This is a genomic window from Photorhabdus viridis (genome assembly GCF_040256935.1).
GTDB lineage: Bacteria > Pseudomonadota > Gammaproteobacteria > Enterobacterales > Enterobacteriaceae > Photorhabdus > Photorhabdus viridis.
Window position 1 is genome coordinate 1 of sequence record NZ_JBEJZY010000015.1, and the last position, 25,814, is coordinate 25,814.

25 protein-coding genes, 2 pseudogenes and 1 other annotated feature are annotated in these 25,814 nt (G+C 43.4%); of the genes and pseudogenes, 7 read left to right on the forward strand and 20 right to left on the reverse strand.

Annotated features, from left to right (window positions below):
• Positions 1 to 208 (forward strand): hypothetical protein (locus ABR397_RS08000; protein ID WP_350305268.1); only part of this gene is annotated, 208 nt, incomplete at its 5' end.
• Positions 209 to 434: 226 nt separating this feature from the next.
• Here ABR397_RS08000 and ABR397_RS08005 read toward each other — a convergent pair.
• Together ABR397_RS08005 and ABR397_RS08010 are read right to left on the reverse strand one after the other, a co-directional pair.
• Positions 435 to 1,361: an Rpn family recombination-promoting nuclease/putative transposase gene (locus ABR397_RS08005; RefSeq protein ID WP_407072870.1), complete on the reverse strand. Its 927-nt coding sequence runs from the start codon at positions 1,359 to 1,361 to the stop codon at positions 435 to 437.
• Between the two features lie 176 nt (positions 1,362 to 1,537).
• Positions 1,538 to 2,171: pseudogene (locus ABR397_RS08010) on the reverse strand (RNA-guided endonuclease TnpB family protein).
• A 57-nt stretch (positions 2,172 to 2,228) separates the two neighbouring features.
• Between ABR397_RS08010 and ABR397_RS08015 the strand changes: the two are divergent.
• A pseudogene (locus ABR397_RS08015) lies at positions 2,229 to 2,530 on the forward strand (transposase).
• Positions 2,531 to 3,100: 570 nt separating this feature from the next.
• Entirely contained in the window at positions 3,101 to 3,283 is a 183-nt protein-coding gene (locus ABR397_RS08020) for a hypothetical protein (protein ID WP_350305270.1), read from the forward strand.
• Between the two features lie 408 nt (positions 3,284 to 3,691).
• On the opposite strand, the gene ABR397_RS08025 is transcribed toward ABR397_RS08020, so the two are convergent.
• The 18 genes from ABR397_RS08025 to ABR397_RS08110 form a co-directional block, all read right to left on the reverse strand.
• Positions 3,692 to 4,177, reverse strand: a complete 486-nt coding sequence (locus tag ABR397_RS08025; RefSeq protein ID WP_350305271.1) for a C40 family peptidase — start codon at positions 4,175 to 4,177, stop codon at positions 3,692 to 3,694.
• Between the two features lie 93 nt (positions 4,178 to 4,270).
• Positions 4,271 to 4,663 (reverse strand): 4-amino-4-deoxy-L-arabinose-phosphoundecaprenol flippase subunit ArnF, encoded by a 393-nt coding sequence (gene arnF / locus ABR397_RS08030; RefSeq protein ID WP_350305272.1) that lies wholly within the window; start codon positions 4,661 to 4,663, stop codon positions 4,271 to 4,273.
• Entirely contained in the window at positions 4,660 to 5,004 is a 345-nt protein-coding gene (arnE, locus tag ABR397_RS08035) for a 4-amino-4-deoxy-L-arabinose-phosphoundecaprenol flippase subunit ArnE (protein ID WP_350305273.1), read from the reverse strand. Before arnE ends, arnF begins: the two co-directional genes overlap by 4 nt.
• Complete coding sequence (arnT, locus tag ABR397_RS08040; RefSeq protein WP_350305274.1) at positions 5,001 to 6,662, reverse strand: lipid IV(A) 4-amino-4-deoxy-L-arabinosyltransferase; 1,662 nt, start codon at positions 6,660 to 6,662, stop codon at positions 5,001 to 5,003. The genes arnE and arnT overlap by 4 nt, the downstream gene beginning before the upstream one ends.
• A 7-nt stretch (positions 6,663 to 6,669) precedes the next feature.
• Positions 6,670 to 7,563 carry a 4-deoxy-4-formamido-L-arabinose-phosphoundecaprenol deformylase gene (gene arnD / locus ABR397_RS08045; RefSeq protein WP_350305275.1) on the reverse strand — a complete coding sequence of 298 codons (894 nt, stop codon included), beginning with the start codon at positions 7,561 to 7,563 and terminating at the stop codon, positions 6,670 to 6,672.
• Positions 7,560 to 9,545, reverse strand: coding sequence for a bifunctional UDP-4-amino-4-deoxy-L-arabinose formyltransferase/UDP-glucuronic acid oxidase ArnA (arnA, locus tag ABR397_RS08050; RefSeq protein WP_350305276.1), 1,986 nt, complete (start codon positions 9,543 to 9,545; stop codon positions 7,560 to 7,562). The genes arnD and arnA overlap by 4 nt, the downstream gene beginning before the upstream one ends.
• Entirely contained in the window at positions 9,546 to 10,532 is a 987-nt protein-coding gene (gene arnC, locus ABR397_RS08055; RefSeq protein ID WP_350305277.1) for an undecaprenyl-phosphate 4-deoxy-4-formamido-L-arabinose transferase, read from the reverse strand.
• Positions 10,533 to 11,678: a UDP-4-amino-4-deoxy-L-arabinose aminotransferase gene (gene arnB, locus ABR397_RS08060; RefSeq protein WP_350305278.1), complete on the reverse strand. Its 1,146-nt coding sequence runs from the start codon at positions 11,676 to 11,678 to the stop codon at positions 10,533 to 10,535.
• Positions 11,679 to 11,808: 130 nt separating this feature from the next.
• Positions 11,809 to 12,555 carry a vitamin B12 ABC transporter ATP-binding protein BtuD gene (gene btuD, locus ABR397_RS08065; RefSeq protein WP_350305347.1) on the reverse strand — a complete coding sequence of 249 codons (747 nt, stop codon included), beginning with the start codon at positions 12,553 to 12,555 and terminating at the stop codon, positions 11,809 to 11,811.
• 34 nt (positions 12,556 to 12,589) lie between these two features.
• Positions 12,590 to 13,597 (reverse strand): vitamin B12 ABC transporter permease BtuC, encoded by a 1,008-nt coding sequence (gene btuC / locus ABR397_RS08070; RefSeq protein WP_350305279.1) that lies wholly within the window; start codon positions 13,595 to 13,597, stop codon positions 12,590 to 12,592.
• A 65-nt stretch (positions 13,598 to 13,662) separates the two neighbouring features.
• On the reverse strand, positions 13,663 to 13,959 hold the full coding sequence (gene ihfA, locus ABR397_RS08075; RefSeq protein ID WP_011146885.1) for an integration host factor subunit alpha: 297 nt from the start codon (positions 13,957 to 13,959) through the stop codon (positions 13,663 to 13,665).
• A gap of 4 nt (positions 13,960 to 13,963) precedes the next feature.
• Positions 13,964 to 16,351, reverse strand: coding sequence for a phenylalanine--tRNA ligase subunit beta (gene pheT, locus ABR397_RS08080; protein WP_350305280.1), 2,388 nt, complete (start codon positions 16,349 to 16,351; stop codon positions 13,964 to 13,966).
• A gap of 14 nt (positions 16,352 to 16,365) precedes the next feature.
• A complete protein-coding gene (pheS, locus tag ABR397_RS08085; protein ID WP_350305281.1) occupies positions 16,366 to 17,349 on the reverse strand; it encodes a phenylalanine--tRNA ligase subunit alpha in 984 nt (327 codons plus the stop codon).
• Between the two features lie 84 nt (positions 17,350 to 17,433).
• Positions 17,434 to 17,558 (reverse strand) — a sequence feature (Phe leader region).
• 104 nt (positions 17,559 to 17,662) lie between these two features.
• Positions 17,663 to 18,019 carry a 50S ribosomal protein L20 gene (gene rplT, locus ABR397_RS08090; protein WP_021323015.1) on the reverse strand — a complete coding sequence of 119 codons (357 nt, stop codon included), beginning with the start codon at positions 18,017 to 18,019 and terminating at the stop codon, positions 17,663 to 17,665.
• 42 nt (positions 18,020 to 18,061) lie between these two features.
• Positions 18,062 to 18,259: a 50S ribosomal protein L35 gene (gene rpmI / locus ABR397_RS08095; protein ID WP_006118955.1), complete on the reverse strand. Its 198-nt coding sequence runs from the start codon at positions 18,257 to 18,259 to the stop codon at positions 18,062 to 18,064.
• 98 nt (positions 18,260 to 18,357) lie between these two features.
• Positions 18,358 to 18,897, reverse strand: coding sequence for a translation initiation factor IF-3 (gene infC / locus ABR397_RS08100; protein WP_071823701.1), 540 nt, complete (start codon positions 18,895 to 18,897; stop codon positions 18,358 to 18,360).
• Positions 18,898 to 18,900: 3 nt separating this feature from the next.
• Complete coding sequence (gene thrS, locus ABR397_RS08105) at positions 18,901 to 20,829, reverse strand: threonine--tRNA ligase (protein ID WP_350305282.1); 1,929 nt, start codon at positions 20,827 to 20,829, stop codon at positions 18,901 to 18,903.
• Between the two features lie 482 nt (positions 20,830 to 21,311).
• Positions 21,312 to 21,983 carry a transglycosylase SLT domain-containing protein gene (locus tag ABR397_RS08110; RefSeq protein ID WP_350305283.1) on the reverse strand — a complete coding sequence of 224 codons (672 nt, stop codon included), beginning with the start codon at positions 21,981 to 21,983 and terminating at the stop codon, positions 21,312 to 21,314.
• Positions 21,984 to 22,203: 220 nt separating this feature from the next.
• Between ABR397_RS08110 and ABR397_RS08115 the strand changes: the two genes are divergently transcribed.
• Genes ABR397_RS08115 through ABR397_RS08130 form a run of 4 tightly spaced genes read left to right on the forward strand, consistent with a single transcriptional unit; the run spans position 22,204 to position 25,764 of the window.
• Complete coding sequence (locus tag ABR397_RS08115) at positions 22,204 to 23,118, forward strand: metal ABC transporter substrate-binding protein (protein WP_350305284.1); 915 nt, start codon at positions 22,204 to 22,206, stop codon at positions 23,116 to 23,118.
• On the forward strand, positions 23,115 to 24,011 hold the full coding sequence (locus ABR397_RS08120; RefSeq protein ID WP_350305285.1) for a manganese/iron ABC transporter ATP-binding protein: 897 nt from the start codon (positions 23,115 to 23,117) through the stop codon (positions 24,009 to 24,011). Before ABR397_RS08115 ends, ABR397_RS08120 begins: the two co-directional genes overlap by 4 nt.
• Complete coding sequence (locus ABR397_RS08125; RefSeq protein ID WP_350305286.1) at positions 24,008 to 24,883, forward strand: metal ABC transporter permease; 876 nt, start codon at positions 24,008 to 24,010, stop codon at positions 24,881 to 24,883. Before ABR397_RS08120 ends, ABR397_RS08125 begins: the two co-directional genes overlap by 4 nt.
• Entirely contained in the window at positions 24,880 to 25,764 is an 885-nt protein-coding gene (locus ABR397_RS08130; protein ID WP_350305287.1) for a metal ABC transporter permease, read from the forward strand. Before ABR397_RS08125 ends, ABR397_RS08130 begins: the two co-directional genes overlap by 4 nt.
• Positions 25,765 to 25,814: the final 50 nt, after the last annotated feature.

The window sequence follows — 25,814 nt, forward strand, 5'->3', positions numbered from 1 at the left end:
CCTACGTTCAGAGTCAGTCAACGCCAGATTGATCTTTAAAGCCCTGCGGGCTTTTCGCCTTATATCCCCGCCCGCACTGGGCGAGGGTTTACGGCGTTTTTCGCTAAAATTATCAAAACTTATTGATAAAGCATGCCTCCAGCCTTATCGCTATTTTCTAGCATTTAATATATTGTCGCCTGGGTTTGCTCGAAAGAAAGTCTCATAAGCCCATTGGACTGCGTTGGTTTGAAACATTTTACCGTACCTCAATGAAATATTTATTATTGAGATCAGCAAGATGGGGAAAATTCAAAAGAATTCATCGATTTTTTATCAGGGGATTTGTGTATGAAAGACAGGTTATGAAGCAAGGTTTGCCTATTAGTAAGGTTCGAGCTCTTACCCGCCAAAAAATGCGGGTAAGAAAACACAAAGAGAAATAAAGGTGAGGGTTATTGCAGGGAAAGCAGTTCGCTACGGCTAAGGCCGGTACTTTTCATAACCAGTTCGATACTAGCACCGTTTTTTAACAGGCTACGCACCATTTCTAACCGCGCCTCACGTTGACCTTCTTCTCTACCTTGTTGAATACCTTGTTGAATGCCTTGTTGAATGCCTTTTTCCTGTAATCGTTGAGCAATACTCATAATCACCTCCTGATGACTATCTGCCTGTTCAATCAGTTGCTGGATCACCTGTTCAAAATGCGGTGAATCCATCGTGATAAACAGATAATTAAGGATAGTAACCACATCGTTGTCACTATTATAGTTGTGCTTAAGGGCCTGTGCCAATAGTGTAGTCACGATTTTAAACCCCTCCCGCAAATTTTTATGCTTCATCGCTAATTCCATTACGGCGATTTTGCGATGATTCACCAGTTCGTTATCATCAATCACGGTCACATCGACTAACGGAAACGGGTTAAAGTACATCTCTTCTGCCAATTTTGGCAACGAAAAGCACTGCGTCCAAGTCTGCTGGAAAGGATAAGGGCTACTATCACCGTGGTAAAACAACATGGGCACAACCAGAGGCAGTTCCTTATTTCCCTGTTGCAGATGTTGATTCATCGCCATAAACGTATAATACATCATTCGCCACGCCATCATTTTATCTGGAGTGGACTGGTGTTCAACAAGAACATAGATATAACCATCCCCTTGTTGAGTTTTTACCGAATAGAGGACATCTGACATTCTCGAACGTAACTGTCGGTCGATGAATGAAGAGTTGGTTAGCATCAATGTGCTAAGATCACACAATTGCTTGATTTTTTCTGGTAGATGAATGTCAAAAAAATCTTTGGCGTTTTCAACCTGAGTCATGAACCCTTTGAAAGCCGCATCATGGGGTGTGGATGTGGTCTTTTTATTCATCATACTCGCCCATCAAAAAGAGTTACCATATCAGAGGTTACTCATCTGGCACTACTAAAAATTTATGATATGTCATGTTCATTCATTTTTTCGCTTGATTTCTGATTGTTTTCTAATCGCATAATTTATCATCGTGACTGCTCCCCACCGTAAAAAACGGCGAGGCTTCCCACTTCTCAGGCCGCAACCGTTGGTGCAACGGATTTACGCAGGCCTCCATGAGCAGAGACGACGTGTCCCGCCGCCTGTCATTCAACTATCCCTTTTGCCGGATGTTGAGCCGCATTGATGTCGCGGTCATGTTCTACCGCGCATTCAGGGCATTTCCGACATCTTGCAACCACAACAATGACACCTTCTGAAACTGGCGTACCACTGATCGAGTTTCACCACATAAACGCCTTTTTGTTCCGCTTTGTATTCCAGCCTGCTGATGAAACTATGCCAGCCTGCATCCCCGATGGCACGGGCAAGTCTGTGATTTTTCATCATGTTTGCCGTTTTCAGCATCTCCACAATGGTCGCTTGGTTTTCGTTAATCAGTGTACGGGAAAGCTTATGCTGAAAATCGGCTCTGGCGTTGGCTACGTGTTCATGGCACCTGGCTACCTGTAACCGCGCTTTCGCCCGGTTAGCGCTTCCTTTTTTCTTTCGGGGTTTCGGATTTAACGATACTCCATGGCGCTGGTACATGTGGCGGCTGATATGGAGAGCTTTGTTAAAGACGCAACGCACTGCACCGAACTGGGCATTCAGAAATTCAGCCTGTTCAACAGTGGGATAGAGGCGGACTTTAATAGCTCTTTTCATGATAACCGCTCATTGATAACATTCTATCATTTTAGGGATTTTCAGAGCGCATTTCAAATGAGTGCGCACAATGATGAATGAAAAAATTATCGACGCCGGCGACACAGTGTCAGCAGGTTAGTTGTCCATTTAATCTTTACAACAAAATATCGTCGTCAGCTCCTTGATGGAACGATGATCCAACAAATCCGAGAGGCTTTTTTATCCGCAGCCGCCATGTCAGAATTTTAAATACGCATTTATCTCGTCAGTCAAAAACCAGTGCACTATGGTCACGATCTTATTTTGCATGTAGTGCAGGCGGCGCAACGATTGAAACGTTGAAAACCTATGTCAGATCGCAGGAAACCCCGGGTTAGCTCCCCTTATATCGCCGCCCGATTGGGCGACGGTTTACGGGGCAATTGCTAATAAGTCATCGTATTCATTGACTTATTCACACCGCTTAATCAGATCAGACTTAGCCAGCAAATAGCCATCCACCCGGGTTTACAGCAGGAGCCCCCAACTCCAGCAATCAAGTGCAGACGAGTTCTGACAGAATGTGCAATCGTCTTTTGGAAATGACAATATGAATGAAACTGGACAGCATTCAATCAACTATTCCGTTGAACTATTTTCGGTATCATGACCAACGGTTTATCGGACTCTTTCACGCAACAAGGTAAGCTGATATTTCATATGGCGGGCGAAAAAGTTGGCGGTTATCAGTGTGTCACGAACACTTCTTATGGAGTGGAACTGTACGTTAGATGAGGGAAGGCCCCTCGAAGCCGTTCAAGCAGAAGACCTGCAAGAGTCAGAGTACCAATGTCGGGTACAGGGGCGGAACAACCCGTAGTAGTGATGAACAGGCTGTAATGGCGTGGGAGCGAAGGGGTTGTATTGTTCAGTGTAATTTATTGGTCAACCACCGATGGGAAGAACCAATGACAAACACAAAGCCATTTGATATTTCGAAAAGATTGGTATGGGAGGCGTGGAAACGCATCAAATCCAATGGGGGAGCCTATGGTGTCGATAACATATCAATAGAGGCGTTGTTTCTAAAGAGATTGCAACTGCAAAATCAGAGACTTTTCGCACACTGGTATATTCTGGCTCAGGGCTGAACAATAAGAGCCGTATGAATCGAGAGGTTCACGTGAGGTTCTGTGAGAGCCTTGAGGGGAGGTTCCTCCGGGCTACCCGGTCACTACTCCTAAACCATTAAACCATTAAACCATTAAACCATTAAACCATTAAACCATTAAACCATTAAACCATTAAAAAAATATCAAACGTAAAATAAATCTATTTTTAAAAAGTTAAAAACCTTTTATTTAAAATTGTGCTTTGAGCAATAAAATCACACTTGAAAACTGATTGTTGGTAAACCTGCTGGTGTAAATAACGGTTAACCCTATTAAATGTTTTAACATAATCTCATATATCAATATAACATTGATTTTTTTACTCACTTAAAAAATCCTTAATCACTATTTTACCTTTATTGATTAAAGTTTTTACCTGTTTTTTCGTTAAATCCTACGGGCTTGCCAAAAAGCTTTTCTCCAGTAAACATTATTCATAGATGAACGGGTTACACCTTTATGAGTTGATGCATGAATAAATTCATTGTTGGCATCATAAATACCAACATGTAACCCATGTTCACCACTGCCTGTTTTGAAAAAAACTAAATCACCCGGCATTAAATCATCCTTATCAATGCGGGTTCCTAACACTATTTGCCCACGGGTAGTACGAGGTAATTGAATATCAAACCGGTCACTGAATGTACGGTAAACAAAACCAGAGCAATCGACTCCCCTACGATCCATCCCACCATAATGATAGGGTGTGCCGTACCATTGATTAAGCTGCTCTTTAAGTTGAGCAATCACCATGATGGGATCAGAAAGCGCCGTTTTTAACGCAGGAGCCTGAGTTCTGGGGGTATGGCTGGAACAACCAATGAGTAACAGGCTGAGTAACAACAACAGCTCTTTTATTCTTATTGTCATCAACCCCACCTCACAGAACCCGCAAAATACGCTAACTTTATCCAGACCCCCATCAAAAAACAAGGCTGTCTTACAAGCAGAAGAGCTAAGTATTTATTTTGTTATCCGTTCTGGACGGCTAATCAACCAGACACCAAATAAAATGAAAATTACACCTGCTGTTTTCAACAAGGTGACTGTTTCATTAAACCAAGGCAATAAGGTCGCCATGAAATAAACAAATACATAACTCAGGCTTATTAACGGATAAGCTTTATTTAATGGTAAATATTTCAGTGCAAATAACCAACATAGCATAGATAACAGATACCCAGCTAGACCAGCCATGATCGTCACGAGAGAATTGCGATTATCCCATAGCCACTCAATATCAAACCAATGCAAGCCAAGGTTCAATGCCGGCAAATTAACAACGCCCCATTTCAGTAATAGCTGTGCTATTGTCACCAATAATACGCTGGCTAATCCCCAAATATAACCTTTCATTCATTCAGGCTCATCAACAAAATTCCCAACATAATACAAGCAACCCCACTCCAATGCTTTCTGTCTACTTTTTCCTGATAAAGAAATTTCCCCGCTAAAGTAACCATAATAAAATTGATACTCAACATGGGATAAGCTATTCCCAACGGCAATATCTGCAACACACGCAGCCAAAATAACATCCCGACAGCTAACAGAATCACGGCCCCTGCCAACCATTTCAGCGCTAATGCTTTCTTATTATCAACATCATTCTGCCAGTATATCACAGCCTGTTTCTGACATAGCTGACCAGCACATGTCATCAGGCTGACCAGCAACAGCAAAGCAAAACTTATCATGGACGTTTCTCATAGACCATAATAACGAAGCGGTAATTACGGCTGACTTGATCCGCTTTTGGTAAATCAGGTAATTCTTCATTTTTATACAAATGAAAAAGTACTGATACCCGGCCTTCTTTACGGGCTTTTTCCAGCCATTGCGGAAAATCTTTATCACTAATATGCCGGTATCGGCTATCCGGATAATTCAAACCATATTCCAGTTCACCAAAACGCTCAAGCATATAAATATCACTGCGTTTCATCTCCCATGCAGCACTGGTCGCAAGGCCAACACTTTCCGATACAATATACCGACTGTCTGCAAGCTCCTGACGATGTAGGTTGATAAAACTCTGAGGCAATTTGGAGTTAATGATATTTTCAGGCAAAGCATTACCAATCGTCAGACTGACAACAATAGAGCAAAATGCCGCCCACAACCAGTATTTCCCATTCAGCATGAAACACAAATAGCCAATAATTGCCCAGATCCCAAAGGCAACAATAGCTAGAACCCATTTAGGCCATTCTGATGGCTGGTATAAAGCATGTTTTGTCACGGCTTCCATAGCAAACAAAGCTATTACCGCCAATAGACCAATGAATACGTTAACCATTCCATTGATCTTCAATAACTTCATCTTGCCATTTTTTACACAATCTACGCCAAATTTAGCCATCATCATTGCCAATGGCGCCATACAGGGCAAGATGTAAGTCGGCAGTTTTCCTTTTGCAATACTGAAAAACAATAATGGCACCGCAAACCAGCAAAGCAGGAAAAACATTTCAGGATGAGATTTTCTCTCTTTCCAGCCTTTAATCACAGCCCCAGGCAATAATCCAAGCCATGGAATCACACCAAGAATCAGAATCGGGATGTAATACCAGAATGGTGCTATATGTTGGGCATCATCGGCTGAAAAACGCTTAATATGTTCAATCCAGAAGAAATAGTGCCAATAATCAGGCTCACGCAGGGCAACCGCAATAACCCATGGCGAACTGATTGCTATCGCGGAAATAATGGCAAGCGGACCAAAGCATATTATTTGCCGGACCCGTTTCTGATAAATGACAACCGGCAACAGAGCAATCACCGGGACGGCTAGGGCCAAAAACCCTTTCGTCATAAAGCCCATACCACAACACAAACCAAGCACCAGATATGCTATAACCCGCTGTCGGGTACAATCTGCTTTTAATGCCCAGAAGCTGCACACCATGGCCGCAGTCACCCACAAAGAGAACATCGGATCAAGCACGCTATAAGTGCCAATCGCCAAGACCAGAAACGTTGAGATATAAATCAGACTGGTAGCAAAAGCAATATGCCGGTCCTGCCACATCATCATAGCAAGCCGATATAACAAAATTGCACTGATGAAAATACAGAAAACTGATCCAAAACGGACAGCAAAGTTATTATCACCAAAAATCCATTGGCTGATATTATTAATCCAATAACCCGCTACCGGCTTTTCAAAATAACGAATATCCAGTAAATACGGAACAATCCAATCTCCCCGTTGCAGCATTTCACGACTAATTTCTGCATAACGGGTTTCATCTGGTTGCCATAACAGACGACCATTAAGGGGTAATAAATAGGTAAGGACAAAAAAAAGAGCCATCAAAAAGGCCCCTACTTTACACGCCCGGTTATTTAACATAGATAAGTCAAACCTCTTGTTGGCATCCTAACCACCCTTCTCTGCCAGGAAATTCAGAACGAACGATTCTTCCCACAGGAACTCGTTGTATATTTTCAGGCAGCAGGTGACTTAATGCACAAAATTGTATGTTTTCCCGGTGAGCCATTTCCAGCAAAGCTTCAAATTCTGTGGATTTGGACATCCCTTCCACTTCCGTATGGATAGTATATACCGGAACTCCCTGATTGTTTTTTATTTCATCAAGGATAAACCGGTTAAAATCTTCATCTTTAACCTGAATTCCTATCACTTCATCATAAGTTGGCAACGTCACCGGAATTTGCACAGCGCCAATAGTACCATCCGGTAAAATGGGCCTGAATGGATGGGTCCCCCGGCAATCACTGTTGTAATCAAAACCAAACCGCTGCTTTACTGCAAGTACGCGTTCATCCGCCCGCCAGCCCGCAACAGCGGAACATGTTACCCGTTGACCCGTTGCCTGTACCAATGCCTCCACGCCCAGTTTAACCTGCTCGGTTAACTGAGCTTCAGACCAGCGGCCAACTTTCGACTGCCAACCCTGATGATCCCATGCATGCAAGCCAACTTCATGGCCTGCATCCAGCGTTTGCTTCATCAGATAACCTAAATCCCTGGCTATCTTCTTACCCGGCCATGCAGTACCCGCCAGTAAGATATCAAGACCATACAAAGATGCCGCATTTGATCTCAACATTTTCCATAAGAATTTAGGCCGTAAAAGACGCCATAAATGGCGTCCCATATTATCCGGCCCGACACTGAAGAAAAAACTGGCCTGAATCTGATGCTTCGCCAAGATTTTAAGCAACTGCGGTACCCCTTCAACGGTTCCCCGATAGGTGTCCACATCAATTCTCAAGCCAACTTGTTTCATGCACTTTTCCCTAATTCTTCCACTTCACCACGCAGGAAGAAATCCAATGTTTCATTGATCGTCTGTTTCATCTCAATAGTTGGCTTCCAACCCAGCAACCGTTCCGCATTTTTAATGCTGGGCTTACGGTGTTCAACATCCTGATAGCCTTTACCGTAGTAACTTCCGCTTTCAATCTTTTTGAATCCGGCAAACGGCGGAAAATGGCCTCTCAACTCATGATTCTCAAAGCTATCAAGTAACATTTCTGCTAACTGGCGAATACTGGCTTCGTTAGTTGGATTACCAATATTAACAATTTGACCGTCACACAACCCACCACGGTTTTCAATAATCCGGAATAACGCTTCAATACCATCATTAATATCGGTAAAGCAGCGTTTCTGTTCACCACCATCTACCAGTTTGATCGGTGAGCCTTCAACTAAGTTCAATATTAATTGTGTAATTGCTCTGGAACTGCCAATACGCGCAGAGTTCAGGTTATCCAAACGTGGCCCCATCCAATTAAATGGACGAAACAGCGTGAATTTAAGTCCTTCTTTCTCACCATATGCCCAGATAACACGATCCAATAATTGTTTGGATACAGAATAGATCCAGCGCTGTTTGTTAATCGGGCCAACAATCAGACGAGAATCATCTTCATCAAACTCTTTATCATCACACATTCCGTAAACTTCTGATGTGGACGGGAAAATAATCCGTTTATTGTATTTAACACAATAACGAACAATCTTTAGATTCTCTTCGAAATCCAGTTCAAATACGCGCAGTGGATTGCGGGTATATTCAATTGGGGTTGCAATAGCCACCAGCGGCAGAACCACATCACATTTCTTGATGTGATACTCGATCCACTCAGTATGGATGCTGACATCACCTTCAATGAAGTGAAAACGCGGATTACCGATAAAACGTTCAATAGCAGCAGAACCGATATCCATACCGTAGATATCATAGTTGCCATCACGCAACAGGCGCTCTGTCAGATGATTACCGATAAAACCGTTCACACCCAGAATTAAGACACGCTTACGGTGGCTAATTTGAGAGGTTGCCTTTGGACCGACACGGATATCAGTCACAATGCTCATATCCTCCGCCAGACGTGTCCCCCGAACATACAGACCGGATTCATTCTGCCCACTCATAATTTCAAGCGCGCCTTGACCACAAGCAATAATCAGAGGAGCCACAGATAATATAGTACCTGGCTGTTTGTTATGCGTTTTATTCAGCACGGAAGCCTGCCAAATAGTCATCTTGCGATCACCCAGGAAAGTAAATGCTCCAGGATAAGGTTCTGTTACAGCCTTTATCAGGTTGTTGATTTCAGTGGCTGATTTACTCCAATCAATTTCGCCATCAGCGGCAGTACGGCGACCAAAGTAAGTTGCCTGCTTCCCATCCTGCGGTGTTGCAGTGTAAGTTCCCGCTTTGATCTGCGGTAATACTTGATCAAGCAGTTTTTCCGCCGCTTCACGCATTTTACCGTGCAAAATCAGCGAAGTATCTGTTTCTGCAATAGCGACTTTATGTTGAGCGACAATATCTCCGGCATCAGGTTTCAATACCATTTTATGTAGGGTAACACCCGTTTCTGTTTCACCATGCAAAATCGCCCAATTAATAGGAGCACGGCCACGGTATTTTGGCAACAGAGAACCATGCAGATTAAATGCGCCTGCGCTCGCCAGCGATAAGATATCCTCGCTCAACATGTCCCGGTAATAAAAAGAGAAGATCACGTCTGGCTTCATTTCCCGGATACGCTCAATCCAAAGTGGATGGTTAACGTTCTCTGGTGCAAAAACCGGAAGCGCCAAATCTGCACTCAAACGGGCAACAGAAGAGAAAAAATGGTTTTCAGTAGGATTATCAGTATGGGTAAATACCGCCTGAATATCAAAGCCAGCTTTAGTTAAGGCATTGATCCCGACACAGCCGATATCATGATAGGCAAAGATAATTGCTTTCATTTAGTATTCTTCCTGGTTTTCTGAGTTGTCGTTGGTCTTTTTATTTCCGACCACTTTTTGAATAAAATAACGTGGACGCGCACGGACATCGTTATAAATACGGCCTATGTATTCACCTAATAAGCCCATTGCGACGAACTGTGCGCCAATAAACATAAAAAGGATGGCAAACAGGGTAAACACCCCTTCTGCTGCCCAAATAGAACCGAAAATCAGACGTAAAGTCATCAGCAATACCGCCAGTAAAAAACCTGAAACTGCAATGACACTCCCGACTACGCTCAACAAACGCAGTGGCGCCGTTGTCAAGCAGGTAAGCAGGTCATACATCAGGTTAATCAGCTTCATGAAGTTGTATTTGGAGTCACCAAATTCACGCTCTGCATGGGCGACATCAATCTCTATCGTTTTACGGGCGAAGGTGTTTGCCAGAATAGGAATGAAGGTGCTGCGCTCATGGCACTGCAACATAGCTTCAATAATGTGACGGCGATAAGCGCGAAGCATACAACCATAATCCCCCATAGAACGGCCTGTCGCCTTAGTAATCATCGCGTTGATGATTTTTGAAGCTGTTTTACGAAACAGGGAATCCTGCCGGTTAGCCCGGCGGGTACCCACAACGTCATAACCCTGTTCTGCGGTTTTAACCAGACGAGGGATCTCTTCTGGCGGATTCTGTAAATCTGCATCAAGCGTAATAACCAGATCGCCATTGACCTGATTAAAACCCGCCATGATTGCTGAATGCTGGCCGTAATTACGATTAAGCAGAATTGCAATAATATTATTTTCAGGTTGTTCCGCTGCCTGAATCAGAATTTCAGCAGATTTATCACTACTGCCATCATCAACGAGAATAAGCTCATATTCCTGAGTCAATTGTTTACAAGCTGCCAAAGTTCTTTCCAGTAAAAGAGGTAAACTTTCTTCTTCGTTATAAACTGGAATAACAACAGAAACTTTCTTAATTTGTTCAAAGGACACTTATCTGCACTCCGAAATAATTTCTTGTAAAGCATCAATTACACAATCCACATCGTCATCACTCATATCAGGGAAAAGTGGTAATGAACAAAGCGTTGCTGAATTCCATTCTGATTCAGGCAGCGACAATTGCGGGTAACGTTCCCGATAATATTTTTGCGTATGTGCGGCTCTGAAATGCAAACCTGTGCCGATATTTTTTTCTTTTAGACGTTCCATTAATGTGTCGCGGTCAATACCACAGATTTCCTTATTAATCCGCACCATAAACAGATGATGTGCATGTAAATGTTCATAATCGGGTACACTTAGCATCTGCAATGGCAAATTTTTTAATGCTGCTGAATAACGGGCTACAATTTGCCGACGGCGAGCATTCATTGATTCCAATTTACTTAATTGCACAACAGCAATCGCAGCATGAATATCAGATAAATTATATTTGTAACCCGGTTCTACAACTTCCGCCTGCGGTCTCCTGCCCTGAATTTGACGATCAAAAGCATCAACACCCAATCCATGAAACTTTAGACACCGGATTCGTTCAGCAAGTTCATTATTATCAGTAACAATTAAACCACCTTCCGCACAGGTGACATTTTTTATGGCATGAAAAGAAAAAATAGCCGTACCATGCTCACCAACCCACTCATTTTTATAACGAGTCCCTATTGCATGAGCCGCATCTTCAATCAACGGAATACCGGCATCCTGAGCAATGACACGCAGTGCATCCAAATCACAGGGAGCCCCAGCATAATGAACAGGAATAATCGCTTTGGTTCTGGAAGTAATTGCTTCTTTTACGGTTTCTGCTTCGATCATTAAGGTATTGCGATCGACATCAATCATGACCGGCTCGGCACCAAGCAGACAAATCATATTTATTGTGGAAACCCAAGTTTGAGACGGCGTAATAACTTCGTCACCGGGGCCAATACCCAACGCCATTAATGTCAAATGCATACCTGCCGTTGCAGAAGCTAAGGCAACCGCATGTTTACAACCAAACATACGGCAGAAGTTCTGTTCCAATTGATGATTTTGCGGGCCTGTTGTAATCCAGCCCGAACGAAGAACTTTCTCTACCGCCTGAATTTCTTCATCACCTATGGCAGGACGGGAAAATGGCAGAAAACGATCCATAAAAAAACAGTCCAATTCATTCATAGTATAATGACATATTAGATGACTGTATTTTAACGAATCATCAACGCAGGTATGATTTAGTAAATTAAGTGAAAATTACAATAGGTTTACCCTGACTGAACTATGATCAAGGCAAAAAAACTCGCCAATATTTATGCCTCTTCTCTGACACGCATCTGATATCAGCCTCAAAAACGCTGGAGAGCGTATTTTCTTCCATTATCTCATCCGGTTTTCCATCCGCAATCAATAGGCCATTGGCAAGCAGCCAGATCCGATCAGCTTTATCATAACTGTGATTAAGATCATGACCACTCATGATAACGGTTCCACCGAGTGCACAGAATTTCTTTACCAACAGATCAAGTGCTGCCACCTGAGTGATATCAAGGTTATTTGCAGGTTCATCCAGGAGTAATAATTTACCTTTCGAATTAACTGATGGCCAAACCTGTAAAAAAACCCCGGTTAACCGCACCCTTTGCCATTCACCACCAGATAAATTTCCTACCGGTGTCTCCAGCAGCATTCCCAATTTAAAATAAGCGCAGAGTTCTGACAGCACATCGTCACAATTAACCCGGTGGTGCATCAAGTGCAGTTGCAGATATTGAAAAACCGGCATTATGGGTACAGAAGAAATTTGCTGACTGAGCCATGCTCTGTGCCGTGCTAATTCACCGTGACTATATTGACTCAGGCATTTTTGTTGCAAATCAATTTCACCACTATACGGCAAAATACCTGCCATACAGGCTAATAACGTACTTTTCCCTGAACCATTCGGCCCAATGAGATGAATTTGTTCACCTTGTTGTATTGAGGCTGTCAGCAGCATTAATCGATTTTGTACTGAAATTTGCCGGAGAGTCATCAACTGGCTGGTGATTTGCACATCATTCACTTTCTTAACTCCAGTTTCTGACTTTTAACAATAACCAGATGAATACCGGTGCGCCTAATGTTGCCGTCACAACGCCAATCGGTACTTCTGCATTCGTCAGGCTAAGGCGGGAAAATAAATCAGCCAGCAATAATCCATAGCCGCCTGCCAGAACACATGCAGGCAATAATGTTTTATAATCTGTCAAACCACACAAACGCAAAATATGTGGAATCACCAAACCAATAAAGCTGATTGTTCCGGCAAGTGCAACACTTAGCCCCACCAGCAATCCAATCGCGCATACAAATAGATTACGCCAGCGATAAAGTGAAATACCTAACTGCTGAGATGTTGTTTCTCCCAGTGAAAGAAAATTAAGTACTTTCCCTTGACTGCTCAACCAAATGATTAAAGGAAACAAAGCAACAACCAACCATTGCTGTCGCCAGTCTATCCCGCTGAAACTGCCCATCATCCAGTACATTAGCTGGCGCAAGTCCAGACTGGTGCTAAAATAAACCATCCATGTCATCAATGCACCAGAGACAACACCAAAAGCGACACCCACCAATAACAAACGAGCATTATTTAGATGACGCTTTCTTGAAAAGGTCAGTAATATCATGGTGACAGTGAGCGCGCCTATCACAGCGCCAATGCTCAACAACCAGAATGGCGTAATACCGTGAAACATCAGCACCAAAAATACAACCACCACGCTGGCGCCATTACTGATCCCCAATAATCCCGGTTCAGCCAGCGGGTTTTCAAACAGAGCCTGCATCACCGCACCCGCCACAGTCAGGCTTGCGCCTACCGCAACGACAGCCAGAACACGAGGAAAACGCAGCTGCCACACAAACAATTGACCCGTTTCAGAAAACCATTTATCAGGCCAGATCCAATTTTCCCCAGCACAAAGTGAGAGAAAAAAAACAAATAAAAATAAACAAGTTAGAATTGTCAAAAAGCGATAATCACGCCTTTTCTGACGTATCACTAATTCAGCAATGGAATAGGTGGGTTGCATTGGAAATCAGCTCATGAGAGAGGATCTTTATAAGAAAAAGGCCGCTATTAATGCGGCCTTTTTGATTATTCCTTAGGTGTGGCTTTCTCAACCCTGCTTTTTAACTTCTGACCAGGACGGAATGTCACTACTCGGCGAGCAGTAATCGGAATATCTTCACCCGTCTTAGGATTACGTCCCGGACGTTGGTTTTTATCCCGTAAATCAAAGTTGCCAAATCCAGACAATTTTACCTGCTCACCATTCTCTAAAGAACGACGCACTTCTTCAAAGAATAATTCAACCAGATCTTTAGCATCACGCTTGCTAATTCCCAGTTTCTCAAACAGATTTTCTGACATTTCAGCTTTAGTAAGCGCCATAGGTTCAGTCCCTCAAGGATGCTTGGAATCGCTGTTTCAGTACTGCAACACATCTATTAACAGTTGCAGCAATCTCTTCTTCTTCCAGTGTACGTGCGGTATCCTGCAAGATAAAACTTATAGCAAGGCTCTTGTGACCCTCTGCTACACCTTTACCACAATACACGTCAAACAAGTTTATGCCAACTATATGATTTACGCCAACTTTCTTGCATTCTGCCAAAACATCTTCTACAGCAACGTTTTCAGGCACCACAATGGCGATATCACGACGGTTTGACGGAAAACGTGAAATCTCTTTCGCGTCAGGAACCACGCGGCCTGACAGCTTGCTCCAGAGTATTTCAAATACTACGGTACGACCATTTAAGTCAAGTTTACGCTCTAATTCCGGATGGACAACACCAATGTATCCGATGTATTCATTTTCCAGATAAATCCCGGCACTTTGCCCTGGGTGCAACGCCGGATTTACATCTGCTCTAAAAGAAATCTTAGATAATTTTCCAGTTAATTCCAACACAGCTTCCAAATCGCCTTTCATATCGAAAAAATCGATAGATTGTTTTTCCAGTGACCAATGCTCTTCAAAACGATTGCCGGTAATGACACCACCTAACATCAGCTCCTGGCGAATACCCTGCTCCACATTTTCATCAGGCACAAAACGCAAGCCGGTTTCAAACAGACGTACACGGTTTTGCTGACGATTCTGGTTATACACCACGGTTGTCAGCAAACCCGTCAGCAATGATAAACGCATTGCTGACATATCCGCTGAAATTGGGTTAGGCAGCATCAATGCCTGTTGTTGTGGATGCAACAATGCCTGAACTTTAGGATCAACAAAGCTGTAGGTAATCGCTTCCTGATAACCTCTGTCAACCAGCATCGTTTTAACACGTTTCAGGGAAAGATCCGCTTCGCGGTGTTTTTTCATGATGAGATCTGCGCGCATCGGTACATCTGGAATATTGTTGTAACCGTAAATACGGGCAACTTCTTCCACCAGATCTTCTTCAATCTCCATGTCAAAACGCCAACTTGGAGCAATCGCCTGCCAGCAGTTTTCCTGAACAGTGACTTTACAACCTAAACGGGCCAGGATATCACCAACCTGCTCATCAGGCACACAGTGACCAATCAAACGATCCAATTTTTCACGGCGCAGTGTGATTGTCGCAGGTTTTGGTAATTGAGATTCATCAGTAATATCAATGATCGGGCCTGCTTCACCACCACAAATATCAATCAGCAGTTGGGTCGCTCTCTCCATTGCATAGTGTTGTAACTGAGGATCAACACCGCGCTCATAGCGGTGAGAAGCGTCAGTATGTAAACCATAACGACGAGCACGACCAGCAATCGCCAAAGGTGCGAAAAACGCGCACTCAAGTAAAATATTTTGCGTTTCTTCATTCACACCTGAATGTTCGCCACCAAAAATACCCGCCATTGCAATAGCTTGTTTTTCATCAGAAATAACAAGAGTATCAGCAGAAAGCTTGGCTTCTGTGCCATCCAGCAAAATCAGTTTTTCATCCGGTTTCGCCATACGCACAATGATTGAACCCTTTAAGCGTTCTAAATCGAACGCATGCAATGGCTGACCTAATTCAAGCAACACATAGTTAGTCACATCGACAATCGGATCGATAGAGCGGATGCCACCACGACGCAGTTTTTCACGCATCCACAATGGCGTTGTCGCTTTCACATTGATTTTTTCGATTACCCGCCCCAAGTAACGAGGGCAAGCTTGTGTTGCTTCAACATGAATAGGAAAAACAGCATCTGTTGTTGGCTTTACTGCCTCAATTTGCGGCGCAGATAATGGCATTTTATTAGCGACTGCCACATCACGCGCAACCCCCATAATACTCAGGCAATCAGCACGGTTAGGTGTAATGCTGATCTCAATGACGCTATCATCCAACTTCAGATATTCACGCAGATCAACACCCAAGGGCGCATCAATGGGTAATTCGATAATACCGTCGTGATCTTCAGAAATACCCAGTTCTGAGAAAGAACACAGCATTCCTTCAGAAGGCTCTCCACGGAGTTTAGCCGCTTTGATTTTGAAATCACCCGGCAGCACAGCACCCACTGTAGCTACTGCAACTTTCAACCCCAAGCGGCAGTTCGGTGCGCCACAAACGATATCCAATAAGCGCTCACCACCGACATTCACTTTTGTAACCCGCAATTTATCCGCATTTGGATGCTGGCCACATTCAACTACTTCACCGATAACCACACCATGGAATTGACCAGCAACAGCTTCAATACCATCAACTTCCAGACCAACCATAGTGATTTGATCAGACAATTCTTCACTGTCAATGGCTGGGTTTACCCACTCGCGCAACCAGAATTCACTGAATTTCATGAGATATTCCCGCCTTATTTAAACTGTTTGAGAAAACGCAAATCATTTTCGAAGAATGCACGCAAGTCAGTTACGCCGTAACGTAACATTGTCAGGCGCTCCACCCCCATGCCAAAAGCAAAACCAGAGTAAATTTCAGGATCAAGGCCAACATTATTCAGCACATTAGGATGAACCATACCGCAACCCAACACTTCCAGCCATTTGCCGTTTTTACCCATTACGTCAACTTCCGCCGAAGGTTCTGTAAATGGAAAGTAAGAAGGACGGAAACGAACCTGTAAGTCTTCTTCAAAGAAATTAGTCAGGAAATCGTGCAATGTCCCTTTCAGGTTAGTAAAACTGATGCCACGATCAATAATCAAACCCTCCACTTGATGGAACATGGGCGTATGTGTCTGATCGTAATCATTACGATATACACGGCCAGGTGCAATGACTCGAATTGGCGGCTGTTGGTTATGCATAGTCCGGACCTGAACACCGGAAGTCTGAGTACGCAACAGACGTTTGGCATCAAACCAGAAAGTATCATGATCAGCGCGTGCAGGATGGTGGGCAGGAATATTCAATGCATCGAAATTGTGATAATCATCTTCAATTTCGGGACCTGATTCCACAGAAAAACCTAATTCACCAAAGAAAGTTTCAATCCGCTCTATTGTACGGTTTACCGGATGTAATCCACCATTTTCCATACGGCGACCAGGCAGAGATACATCAATCTTCTCTGCGGCTAAACGGAAGTTCAGAAGAGCTGTCTCCAGTTTTTCTTTACGGGTATTCAAAGCTTCCTGGACTTCTTGCTTCGCCTGATTTATAACAGCCCCGGCGGCTGGACGTTCTTCGACCGGTAGATCACGCAGCGATGACATTTGGAGAGTTAAATGGCCTTTTTTGCCTAAATATTCAACACGCACCAAATCCAACGCAGCAACATCCTGGGCATCTTCTATGGCTGCTTTTGCATTTGCAACCAATTCAGCGAGATGTGGCATCGTTTTCCTCTTCCTTCGGCCTAACGGCCTGCTAATAATGATCGTTAATGACTCTATAAACCTGCTTCTGTTTTATGTAATAAAAACAAAAAAGCCTCCACAACGGAGGCTCAGGCGCTACTTTTCGTTTCTTTTCTTACGCGCAAAGCCCCCTGAGTTCAGGCGCTAAAGTAAAAAAAGAAGCGAAAAAAAACTAAAAGCATAATATGGGTTCTCTCGGAAAAAATATTTTTTCTGGCAACGACGCGTTAGTAAGCCACATTTTCAAACAAAGTAAAAGAGGGAGCATGCTCCCCCTCTTAACGACTCTAACTTATGCCAGAGCGCTCTTCGCTTTTTCAACCAAAGCAGCAAATGCCACTTTGTCAAACACAGCGATGTCAGCCAGGATCTTACGGTCGATTTCAACAGAAGCCTTTTTCAGGCCATCAATGAAACGGCTGTAGGACAAACCATTCTGACGTGCAGCAGCGTTGATACGTGCAATCCACAGTTGACGGAACTGACGTTTACGCTGACGACGGTCACGGTAAGCGTACTGCCCTGCTTTGATAACTGCCTGGAAGGCAACACGGTAAACGCGCGAACGGGCACCATAGTAACCTTTCGCTTGCTTTAAAATTTTCTTGTGACGTGCACGGGCGACAACACCACGTTTTACGCGAGCCATATACTTCTCCTATTCGTCTCTGAATTCTAATCTAAAAATTGCTTATGCGTACGGCAGACAAGCAACAACCAAGCCCAGATCACCTTTGGAGACCATGCCTTTTGGACGTAAATGACGTTTACGCTTGGTTGATTTCTTAGTCAGAATGTGACGAAGGTTAGCGTGCTTACGCTTAAAACCACCACTTGCGGTTTTTTTAAAACGTTTAGCGGCACCGCGTACTGTTTTAATCTTTGGCATTTTAATTTCCACTTCGCATTGTTAATTACAACGAATCAGTAAGGCGAATAAGCCCCAACCAGACGAACCGACTGGGAGCTTATTACTTGATTGCCCGACTATTTCTTCTTAGGAGCGAGCACCATTATCATCTGACGGCCTTCAATCTTCGATGGGAAGGATTCGACCACTGCCAGTTCATCCAGATCGTCGCGAATACGGTTAAGCATTTCGACACCAATCTGTTGGTGCGCCATCTCACGCCCACGAAAACGCAGGGTGATTTTGGCTTTATCGCCATCTTCCAGAAAACGAACCAGGTTGCGTAGTTTGACCTGATAGTCGCCTTCATCTGTACCAGGACGGAATTTAATTTCCTTAACCTGAATAACCTTTTGTTTTTTCTTCTGTTCTTTGATTGACTTACTCTTCTCATAGAGGAACTTGCCGTAATCCATGATGCGGCAAACCGGCGGCTCGGCATTCGGGCTGATTTCAACTAAATCAACACCCACTTCCTCAGCTTTTTCAAGAGCTTCTCTCAGACTGACGATGCCAATCTGTTCGCCATCTAAACCTGTTAAACGAACTTCAGAAGCGCGAATCTCTCCATTAATGCGATTAGGACGCGCCGTTTGAATTCTTTTTCCGCCTTTAATACCTTATTCCTCCAATTGATGAAGATTACGACTGCGTATTTCTACCAGCAGTTTTTCGATGAACTCGTTAACATCAATGCTACCTAAATCCTTACCGCGGCGGGTCCGAACAGAAATTTTTCCTGATTCGACCTCTTTTTCACCACAAACAAGCATGTAAGGAACACGACGTAGAGTGTGTTCACGGATTTTAAAACCAATCTTCTCGTTTCTCAAGTCTGCTTTTGCACGAATGCCGGCATCTTGAAGTTTTTTTGCTAATTCCTGTACATAATCAGCCTGGCTATCTGTGATATTCATCAAAACGACCTGCTGTGGAGCAATCCATGTCGGGAAGAAACCCGCATATTCCTCAGTCAGGATGCCGATAAACCGTTCTAGTGAACCCAGAACCGCACGGTGAATCATTACAGGAACCTTACGTTCGTTGTTTTCGCCTACGTAGGACGCACTCAAACGGCCCGGTAGTGAAAAGTCAAGCTGCACAGTACCACATTGCCACGCACGATCCAAACAATCATGCAAAGTAAATTCAATTTTTGGTCCGTAAAAAGCACCTTCACCTGGCTGATACTCAAACTGAACACCGTTTTCTTGCAGCGCTGCCGCCAAAGCTTCCTCGGCCTGACTCCACTGTTCTTCAGTACCAATGCGTTTTTCCGGACGGGTTGACAGCTTAACAACGATTTTTTCAAAACCAAAAGTGCTGTAAACGTCGTACACCATCTTAATACAGCTGCTCACTTCCCGGTGAATTTGCTCTTCTGTACAGAAGATATGGGCATCATCCTGAGTAAAACCACGAACACGCATCAAGCCATGTAATGCACCTGACGGTTCATTACGGTGACAGCTACCGAACTCAGCCATACGTAAAGGCAAATCACGATAAGATTTTAAACCTTGGTTAAAAATCTGAATGTGCCCTGGACAGTTCATTGGTTTAACGCAATATTCACGGTTCTCTGAGGAGGTGGTAAACATATGCTCACCATAGTTTTCCCAGTGGCCGGTTCTTTCCCACATCACACGGTCCATCATAAATGGACCTTTAACTTCCTGATATTGATATTCTTTCAGTTTAGTACGTACGAAAGTTTCCAGCTCACGGAAAATAGTCCAGCCATCGTTATGCCAGAATGCCATACCCGGCGCCTCTTCCTGCATATGGTACAAATCCAGCTGTTTACCAATTTTACGATGGTCACGTTTAGCAGCTTCTTCCAAGCGTTGCAGGTAAGTGTTGAGCTGTTTCTTATCAGCCCACGCAGTACCGTATATCCGTTGCAACATTTTATTGTCGCTGTCCCCACGCCAGTATGCCCCTGCCACTTTCTGCAATTTAAAATGATGACAGAAACGCATATTTGGCACATGTGGACCACGGCACATGTCAACATATTCTTCGTGATTATATAGACCAGGGTGATCATCACGACCAATGTTGTCATCCAAAATCTGTACTTTGTAATCCTCACCACGGGCGACGAACGTATCACGAGCTTCTTGCCAACTCACTTTTTTCTTGATGACGTCATAGTCTTTTTTGGCAAGCTCCAACATGCGTTTTTCAAGCAGCTCAATATCTTCCTGCGTCAGGGCACGGCCAAGATCAACATCATAGTAGAAACCATTATCAATAACGGGTCCGATGGCCATTTTAGTATCTGGCCATAATTGCTTAATCGCATGGCCCAACAGATGTGCGCATGAATGGCGGATAATTTCCAACCCTTCCTCATCTTTACTTGTAATAATTGCCAGTTTTGCATCAGAATCGATTAATTCACAGGCATCCACCAGCTCACCATCTATGCGGCCAGCAATACATGCTTTCGCTAAACCTGGACCAATATCACAGGCAACATCCATTACAGAAACGGCACAATCAAACTGACGTTGGCTACCGTCAGGAAGAGTAATAACAGGCATTTAAAATCCTTATCGACAGTGGTGACCCGCACGAAAGGTCACTTGAAGGAGTTTGATATTCAACTAAAATAACGGCTTAAATTATTATCTAGTCAATCCATTTAGAGTTTGGTACTAAAATTGGTACACAATGTAAAAAGTGACTGCCTTTGATACCGAAACATCGCGAAAATATACCACCAACAAACATTCAGGTCACGGCTATGTTTAGTTAGAAAACCAAAGGGCATACAGCCTTAATAACCCACTGCATCAATAATACAATCATTGCAATGACGAAAAAGCACGATTCCTGCTCTTATTACAAAGCAGAATAGGCATCGCCAGCTTGATATTGAAATCAATGCAAGTCTTGAAAAAATCTTATAGGAAACATGAGTAAACAGTAATGGCAGTTCCCAGTTCTAACTGAATATAATCATAATCAAATATATATTTCAGAAAAACCCATTAGAAATGGAATAGCCATTATTGTCAGCTCTTTAATCTGCCATGGTCAATGAACGGTAAGCATTCTTCACTTTCCACAAATAGCGTGGAGCCTGAGGTGCTGGATGATTATCCTGGACATGCTGATAAAACTCATCCGGTGTCATCCGGTTTATTTTATTAACGGCTAACTGGCGGTCAGCACTAAAAGTACGCAAGAGCGCGCCGGCGCCATTGACGTAAGCAACGACAGTGGCATAGTAGAGCGTCTCCGGATTATCAATACCCGCCAAATGCTGCTCTTTTAGAAGACTAATATAAGCAGTGCCAAGATCAATATTGGTTTTAGGATCTTTCAACTCGCGGGTCGTCGGCTGACCAGAACGTCCCTTCTGTCGATACACATCCCGTCCTGCTGTTGATGCTTTAATCTGCATAAGGCCAATTGCATTCGATTTACTGACGGCATCAGGACGGAAACCTGATTCAACTTGAATAATCGCCCTGATAAGCGTTTCATCAACACCGTACCGATTGGATGCCTGTTGAATAAATGTATCAAACGGTGTCGGCGGGAAAGAAGAAAACCCAGCTACATTAGCGGCGCTACCACTGAGCATACGTTGCTGACCTAGCTGTTTTCCTATATTGGTTTGCTGGGCATTTTTTCCAGCACAACCGACTAATAGCACAATCAGTGCCACAAAGCTGAGTCTTAATTTCACCCTTTAATCCTCCGGATCAAATCTACTACAGCGCAGCATATACAATTTCATTCACAACCCAAAAATATTTTACTTAACTTTTAACTCTATTCATGTTCATATCATACGAAGTGACTATTATAATAATCTCTGTTTCTGAATTTTATAATCTTGACTTTACTTAAATGATATTGATAATCGTTATCATATACATATTTATAACAAGTAAAGGTTTGAATTCATGAAAAAGAAACTCTCTCTGCTTCCTTACCCTATACCAGGAATCCTATTGATTCTCTTATCCATAATCTTATTTAGCCAGCAGGTATCCGCCGCAAAAAAATTCAAAGTCGTCACCACTTTTACTATCATTCAGGATATAGCACAAAATGTAGCTGGCGATGCTGCAATTGTTGAATCAATTACTAAACCAGGTGCTGAAATCCATGATTATCAGCCTACTCCCAAAGATATTATAAAATCTCAACATGCTGATTTGATCCTTTGGAATGGATTGAATCTGGAACGCTGGTTTGAGCGTTTCTTTGAAAACCTCAAAGATGTGCCCGCTGTTGTTATTACTGAAGGCATTACACCATTACCTATTCGTGAAGGGCCTTACAACGGAAACCCTAACCCTCACGCCTGGATGTCACCAACCAACGCTTTGGTTTATATTGAAAATATCCGTAAAGCATTTGTGAAATATGATCCTGAAAATACAGAGATTTATAATAGGAATGCCAAAGCCTATGCTGAAAAAATCGCCCAACTGGATTCTCCACTGAGAGAGCGTCTTGCCCGTATTCCACAGGATCAACGTTGGTTAGTCACCAGTGAAGGGGCTTTTAGCTATCTGGCTAAAGATTATCAATTCAAGGAAGTTTATCTATGGCCAATCAATGCGGAAGAACAAGGTTCACCACAACAAGTTCGTCATGTAATTGATACGGTAAGAGAAAATAAGATCCCGGTTGTGTTCAGCGAAAGTACCATTTCCGATAAACCAGCCAAACAAGTCAGTAAAGAAACCGATGCCCGTTATGGTGGCGTTCTTTATGTAGATTCACTCTCCGGCAGTGACGGGCCTGTACCAACTTATATTGATTTACTGAACAAAACTGTAGATACAATCGCAAAAGGATTTAATCAATGAATAGCAATATGCTGTTTGAACGTCCTCATTTAGTGGTTGATGACGCCACTGTGACTTATAACAACGGTCACACTGCTATTTATAACGCCAGTTTTTCTATCACCGGCGGTACTATCTGTGCATTGGTTGGTATTAATGGCAGTGGTAAGTCCACACTGTTTAAGACCATTATGGGGCTAATAAACCCATCTCAGGGGAAAGTTACCCTGAGCGATATGCCTGTCAAAAGTGCGTTAAAGAAAAATATCATCGCGTATGTCCCTCAAACAGAAGAAGTCGACTGGAACTTCCCAGTACTGGTTTCTGATGTCGTTATGATGGGTCGCTACGGCAAAATGGGATTTTTGAGAATTCCAGGCAAAAAGGATCACCAAGCTGTTGATGAAGCACTTGAACGTGTTGGCTTGACAGCTCTACGCAACCGGCAAATTGGAGAGCTCTCAGGCGGGCAAAAAAAACGGGTTTTTCTTGCAAGAGCGCTGGCTCAGGAAGGAAAAGTTCTGTTACTTGATGAACCTTTTACCGGTGTTGATGTAAAAACAGAAAATGCCATCATTGACCTGCTATGTGATTTACGTGATGAGGGTCATCTGGTTTTAGTCTCAACCCACAACCTTGGCAGTGTTCCCGAATTCTGTGACCACGTTATTTTGATCAACCGGACTGTTCTGGCAAGTGGCCCAACAGAAACAACGTTCACCCAGAAGAATTTGGAGATGACTTTTGGTGGAGTACTTCGTCACATTAATCTATCCGGGCCGGAGTTGCATAATGATGATGATCCGCGTTCCCTGACGGTTATTACTGATGATGAACGTGCAGCGGTGTTTTACGGTCAGGACCATCATGTTCCACCGAGGCAAACCCAGCAAAAGGAGAAACGTCAACCATGATAGAACTTTTGTTACAACCTTTTCACTATAACTACATGGTGAAAGCTATCTGGGTCAGTTCGATTGTCGGTGCCGTTTGTGCCTTTCTTTCCGCTTATCTAATGCTAAAAGGCTGGTCACTGATGGGAGATGCGCTCTCTCACTCAGTTGTACCTGGTGTGGCTGGTGCTTACGCACTGGGTCTTCCTTACGCAGGCGGCGCTTTTTTTACCGGCATGCTAGCAGCTCTATCAATGACTCTCGTTCGCCATATCACTCGCTTACGTGAAGATGCGGTGATCGGGTTTATATTTTCTACTTTCTTTGCTGCCGGCTTACTGATCGTTTCTCTCAATCCTACATCCGTTAACGTACAAACCATTATCCTCGGCAATATTCTCGGTATCGCTGATGAAGATGTTCTCCAGGTCGAAATTATCATCGCAGTTTCATTTATCGTGTTAATGCTTATCTGGAAAGATTTGCTGGTTGTATTCTTCGACGAAACCCATGCACGTTCTATTGGCTTATCTCCCTTACGGATGAAAATCATTTTTTTTACTTTACTGAGTGCATGTACCGTTGCCGCCTTACAAACTGTCGGCGCTATTCTGGTCATTGCAATGGTAGTGACGCCGGGAGCGACCGCCTATTTACTGACTGACCGTTTTAAACACTTACTGATAATTGCAGTGGCTATTGGTTCCCTGACCAGTGCATTTGGCGCTTACTTAAGTTTTTTCCTTAATGGCGCCACCGGCGGTGTTATTGTCACGCTGCAAACCGTTATTTTCCTATTAGCGTTCTTCTTTGCACCAAAACACGGATTAATCGCTTCCCGTATACGTGCCAGAAAAGAATCCGTGACATTGGCTAAGGAGACATCACTATGAATCAGTTGATTCAATTAATCACTGAGCCGTTCATGTTTCCATTCATGCAACGGGCAATGTTCGCAGCCATTGTGACAGGCGCAGTATGCGCGATGCTCTCTTGTTACCTGGTACTTAAAGGATGGTCGTTAATGGGAGATGCTATCTCTCATGCCGTATTACCGGGGATTGTACTGGCTTTCGCTGCCGGGATACCTCTGGCTATTGGTGCGTTTCTTTCTGGTATTTTTTGCGCTTTTGCAACAGGGTATCTGAAAGAACACAGCCGGATAAAAGAAGATACTGTGATGGGAATCGTCTTTTCCGGCATGTTTGCTTTTGGTTTAGTTCTTTTTGCCCGAATGGATACTGATCAACATCTCACTCACATTCTATTTGGTAATATGCTGGGGATCACTAAAGATGAATTGAATCAAACATTATGGATTGCCGGTATTACCATGGTGGTGGTACTGCTAAAACGTAAAGATTTCATGCTCTATTGCTTTGATCCGAACCAAGCGCGCGTAGTAGGATTACCTGTTAAACTTTTGCATTACGGTTTGCTTTGTTTGCTGGCAATGACTATTGTCGCCTCCCTGCAAGCCGTGGGAATGATTCTGGTTATTGCCATGTTAATATCGCCGGGCATTATCGCTTTTATGCTATGCCGCAGTTTTGACCGAATGTTAATTGTCGCTACTGTTGCGTCGGTCAGTTCCTGTGTTCTTGGTACACTGATTAGTTTCCATATTGATGGTGCGACAGGACCATGCATTGTTATTGTCCAAGCTATCTTCTTTACACTAGCACTGAGTTACAACCAGATAAAACAAGCCAGAACGAAACTCAAACATAAAACCCATCAAGCTGCTCTCCAAGTCTCCGACGAACCGAATTAATAACAAAAAGGGTTATATCTGTTTTAAGATATAACCCCGCTAATCATCTT

What these genes read in the sequence shown, in the direction of transcription:
- ABR397_RS08005 (WP_407072870.1), bottom strand. Translation starts at nt 1,361, where the DNA reads ATGAATAAAAAGACCACATCCACACCCCATGATGCGGCTTTCAAAGGG.
- ABR397_RS08020 (WP_350305270.1), top strand. Translation starts at nt 3,101, where the DNA reads ATGACAAACACAAAGCCATTTGATATTTCGAAAAGATTGGTATGGGAG.
- ABR397_RS08025 (WP_350305271.1), bottom strand. Translation starts at nt 4,177, where the DNA reads ATGACAATAAGAATAAAAGAGCTGTTGTTGTTACTCAGCCTGTTACTC.
- arnF (WP_350305272.1), bottom strand. Translation starts at nt 4,663, where the DNA reads ATGAAAGGTTATATTTGGGGATTAGCCAGCGTATTATTGGTGACAATA.
- arnE (WP_350305273.1), bottom strand. Translation starts at nt 5,004, where the DNA reads ATGATAAGTTTTGCTTTGCTGTTGCTGGTCAGCCTGATGACATGTGCT.
- arnT (WP_350305274.1), bottom strand. Translation starts at nt 6,662, where the DNA reads ATGTTAAATAACCGGGCGTGTAAAGTAGGGGCCTTTTTGATGGCTCTT.
- arnD (WP_350305275.1), bottom strand. Translation starts at nt 7,563, where the DNA reads ATGAAACAAGTTGGCTTGAGAATTGATGTGGACACCTATCGGGGAACC.
- arnA (WP_350305276.1), bottom strand. Translation starts at nt 9,545, where the DNA reads ATGAAAGCAATTATCTTTGCCTATCATGATATCGGCTGTGTCGGGATC.
- arnB (WP_350305278.1), bottom strand. Translation starts at nt 11,678, where the DNA reads ATGGATCGTTTTCTGCCATTTTCCCGTCCTGCCATAGGTGATGAAGAA.
- btuD (WP_350305347.1), bottom strand. Translation starts at nt 12,555, where the DNA reads ATGACTCTCCGGCAAATTTCAGTACAAAATCGATTAATGCTGCTGACA.
- btuC (WP_350305279.1), bottom strand. Translation starts at nt 13,597, where the DNA reads ATGCAACCCACCTATTCCATTGCTGAATTAGTGATACGTCAGAAAAGG.
- ihfA (WP_011146885.1), bottom strand. Translation starts at nt 13,959, where the DNA reads ATGGCGCTTACTAAAGCTGAAATGTCAGAAAATCTGTTTGAGAAACTG.
- pheT (WP_350305280.1), bottom strand. Translation starts at nt 16,351, where the DNA reads ATGAAATTCAGTGAATTCTGGTTGCGCGAGTGGGTAAACCCAGCCATT.
- pheS (WP_350305281.1), bottom strand. Translation starts at nt 17,349, where the DNA reads ATGCCACATCTCGCTGAATTGGTTGCAAATGCAAAAGCAGCCATAGAA.
- rplT (WP_021323015.1), bottom strand. Translation starts at nt 18,019, where the DNA reads ATGGCTCGCGTAAAACGTGGTGTTGTCGCCCGTGCACGTCACAAGAAA.
- rpmI (WP_006118955.1), bottom strand. Translation starts at nt 18,259, where the DNA reads ATGCCAAAGATTAAAACAGTACGCGGTGCCGCTAAACGTTTTAAAAAA.
- thrS (WP_350305282.1), bottom strand. Translation starts at nt 20,829, where the DNA reads ATGCCTGTTATTACTCTTCCTGACGGTAGCCAACGTCAGTTTGATTGT.
- ABR397_RS08115 (WP_350305284.1), top strand. Translation starts at nt 22,204, where the DNA reads ATGAAAAAGAAACTCTCTCTGCTTCCTTACCCTATACCAGGAATCCTA.
- ABR397_RS08120 (WP_350305285.1), top strand. Translation starts at nt 23,115, where the DNA reads ATGAATAGCAATATGCTGTTTGAACGTCCTCATTTAGTGGTTGATGAC.
- ABR397_RS08125 (WP_350305286.1), top strand. Translation starts at nt 24,008, where the DNA reads ATGATAGAACTTTTGTTACAACCTTTTCACTATAACTACATGGTGAAA.
- ABR397_RS08130 (WP_350305287.1), top strand. Translation starts at nt 24,880, where the DNA reads ATGAATCAGTTGATTCAATTAATCACTGAGCCGTTCATGTTTCCATTC.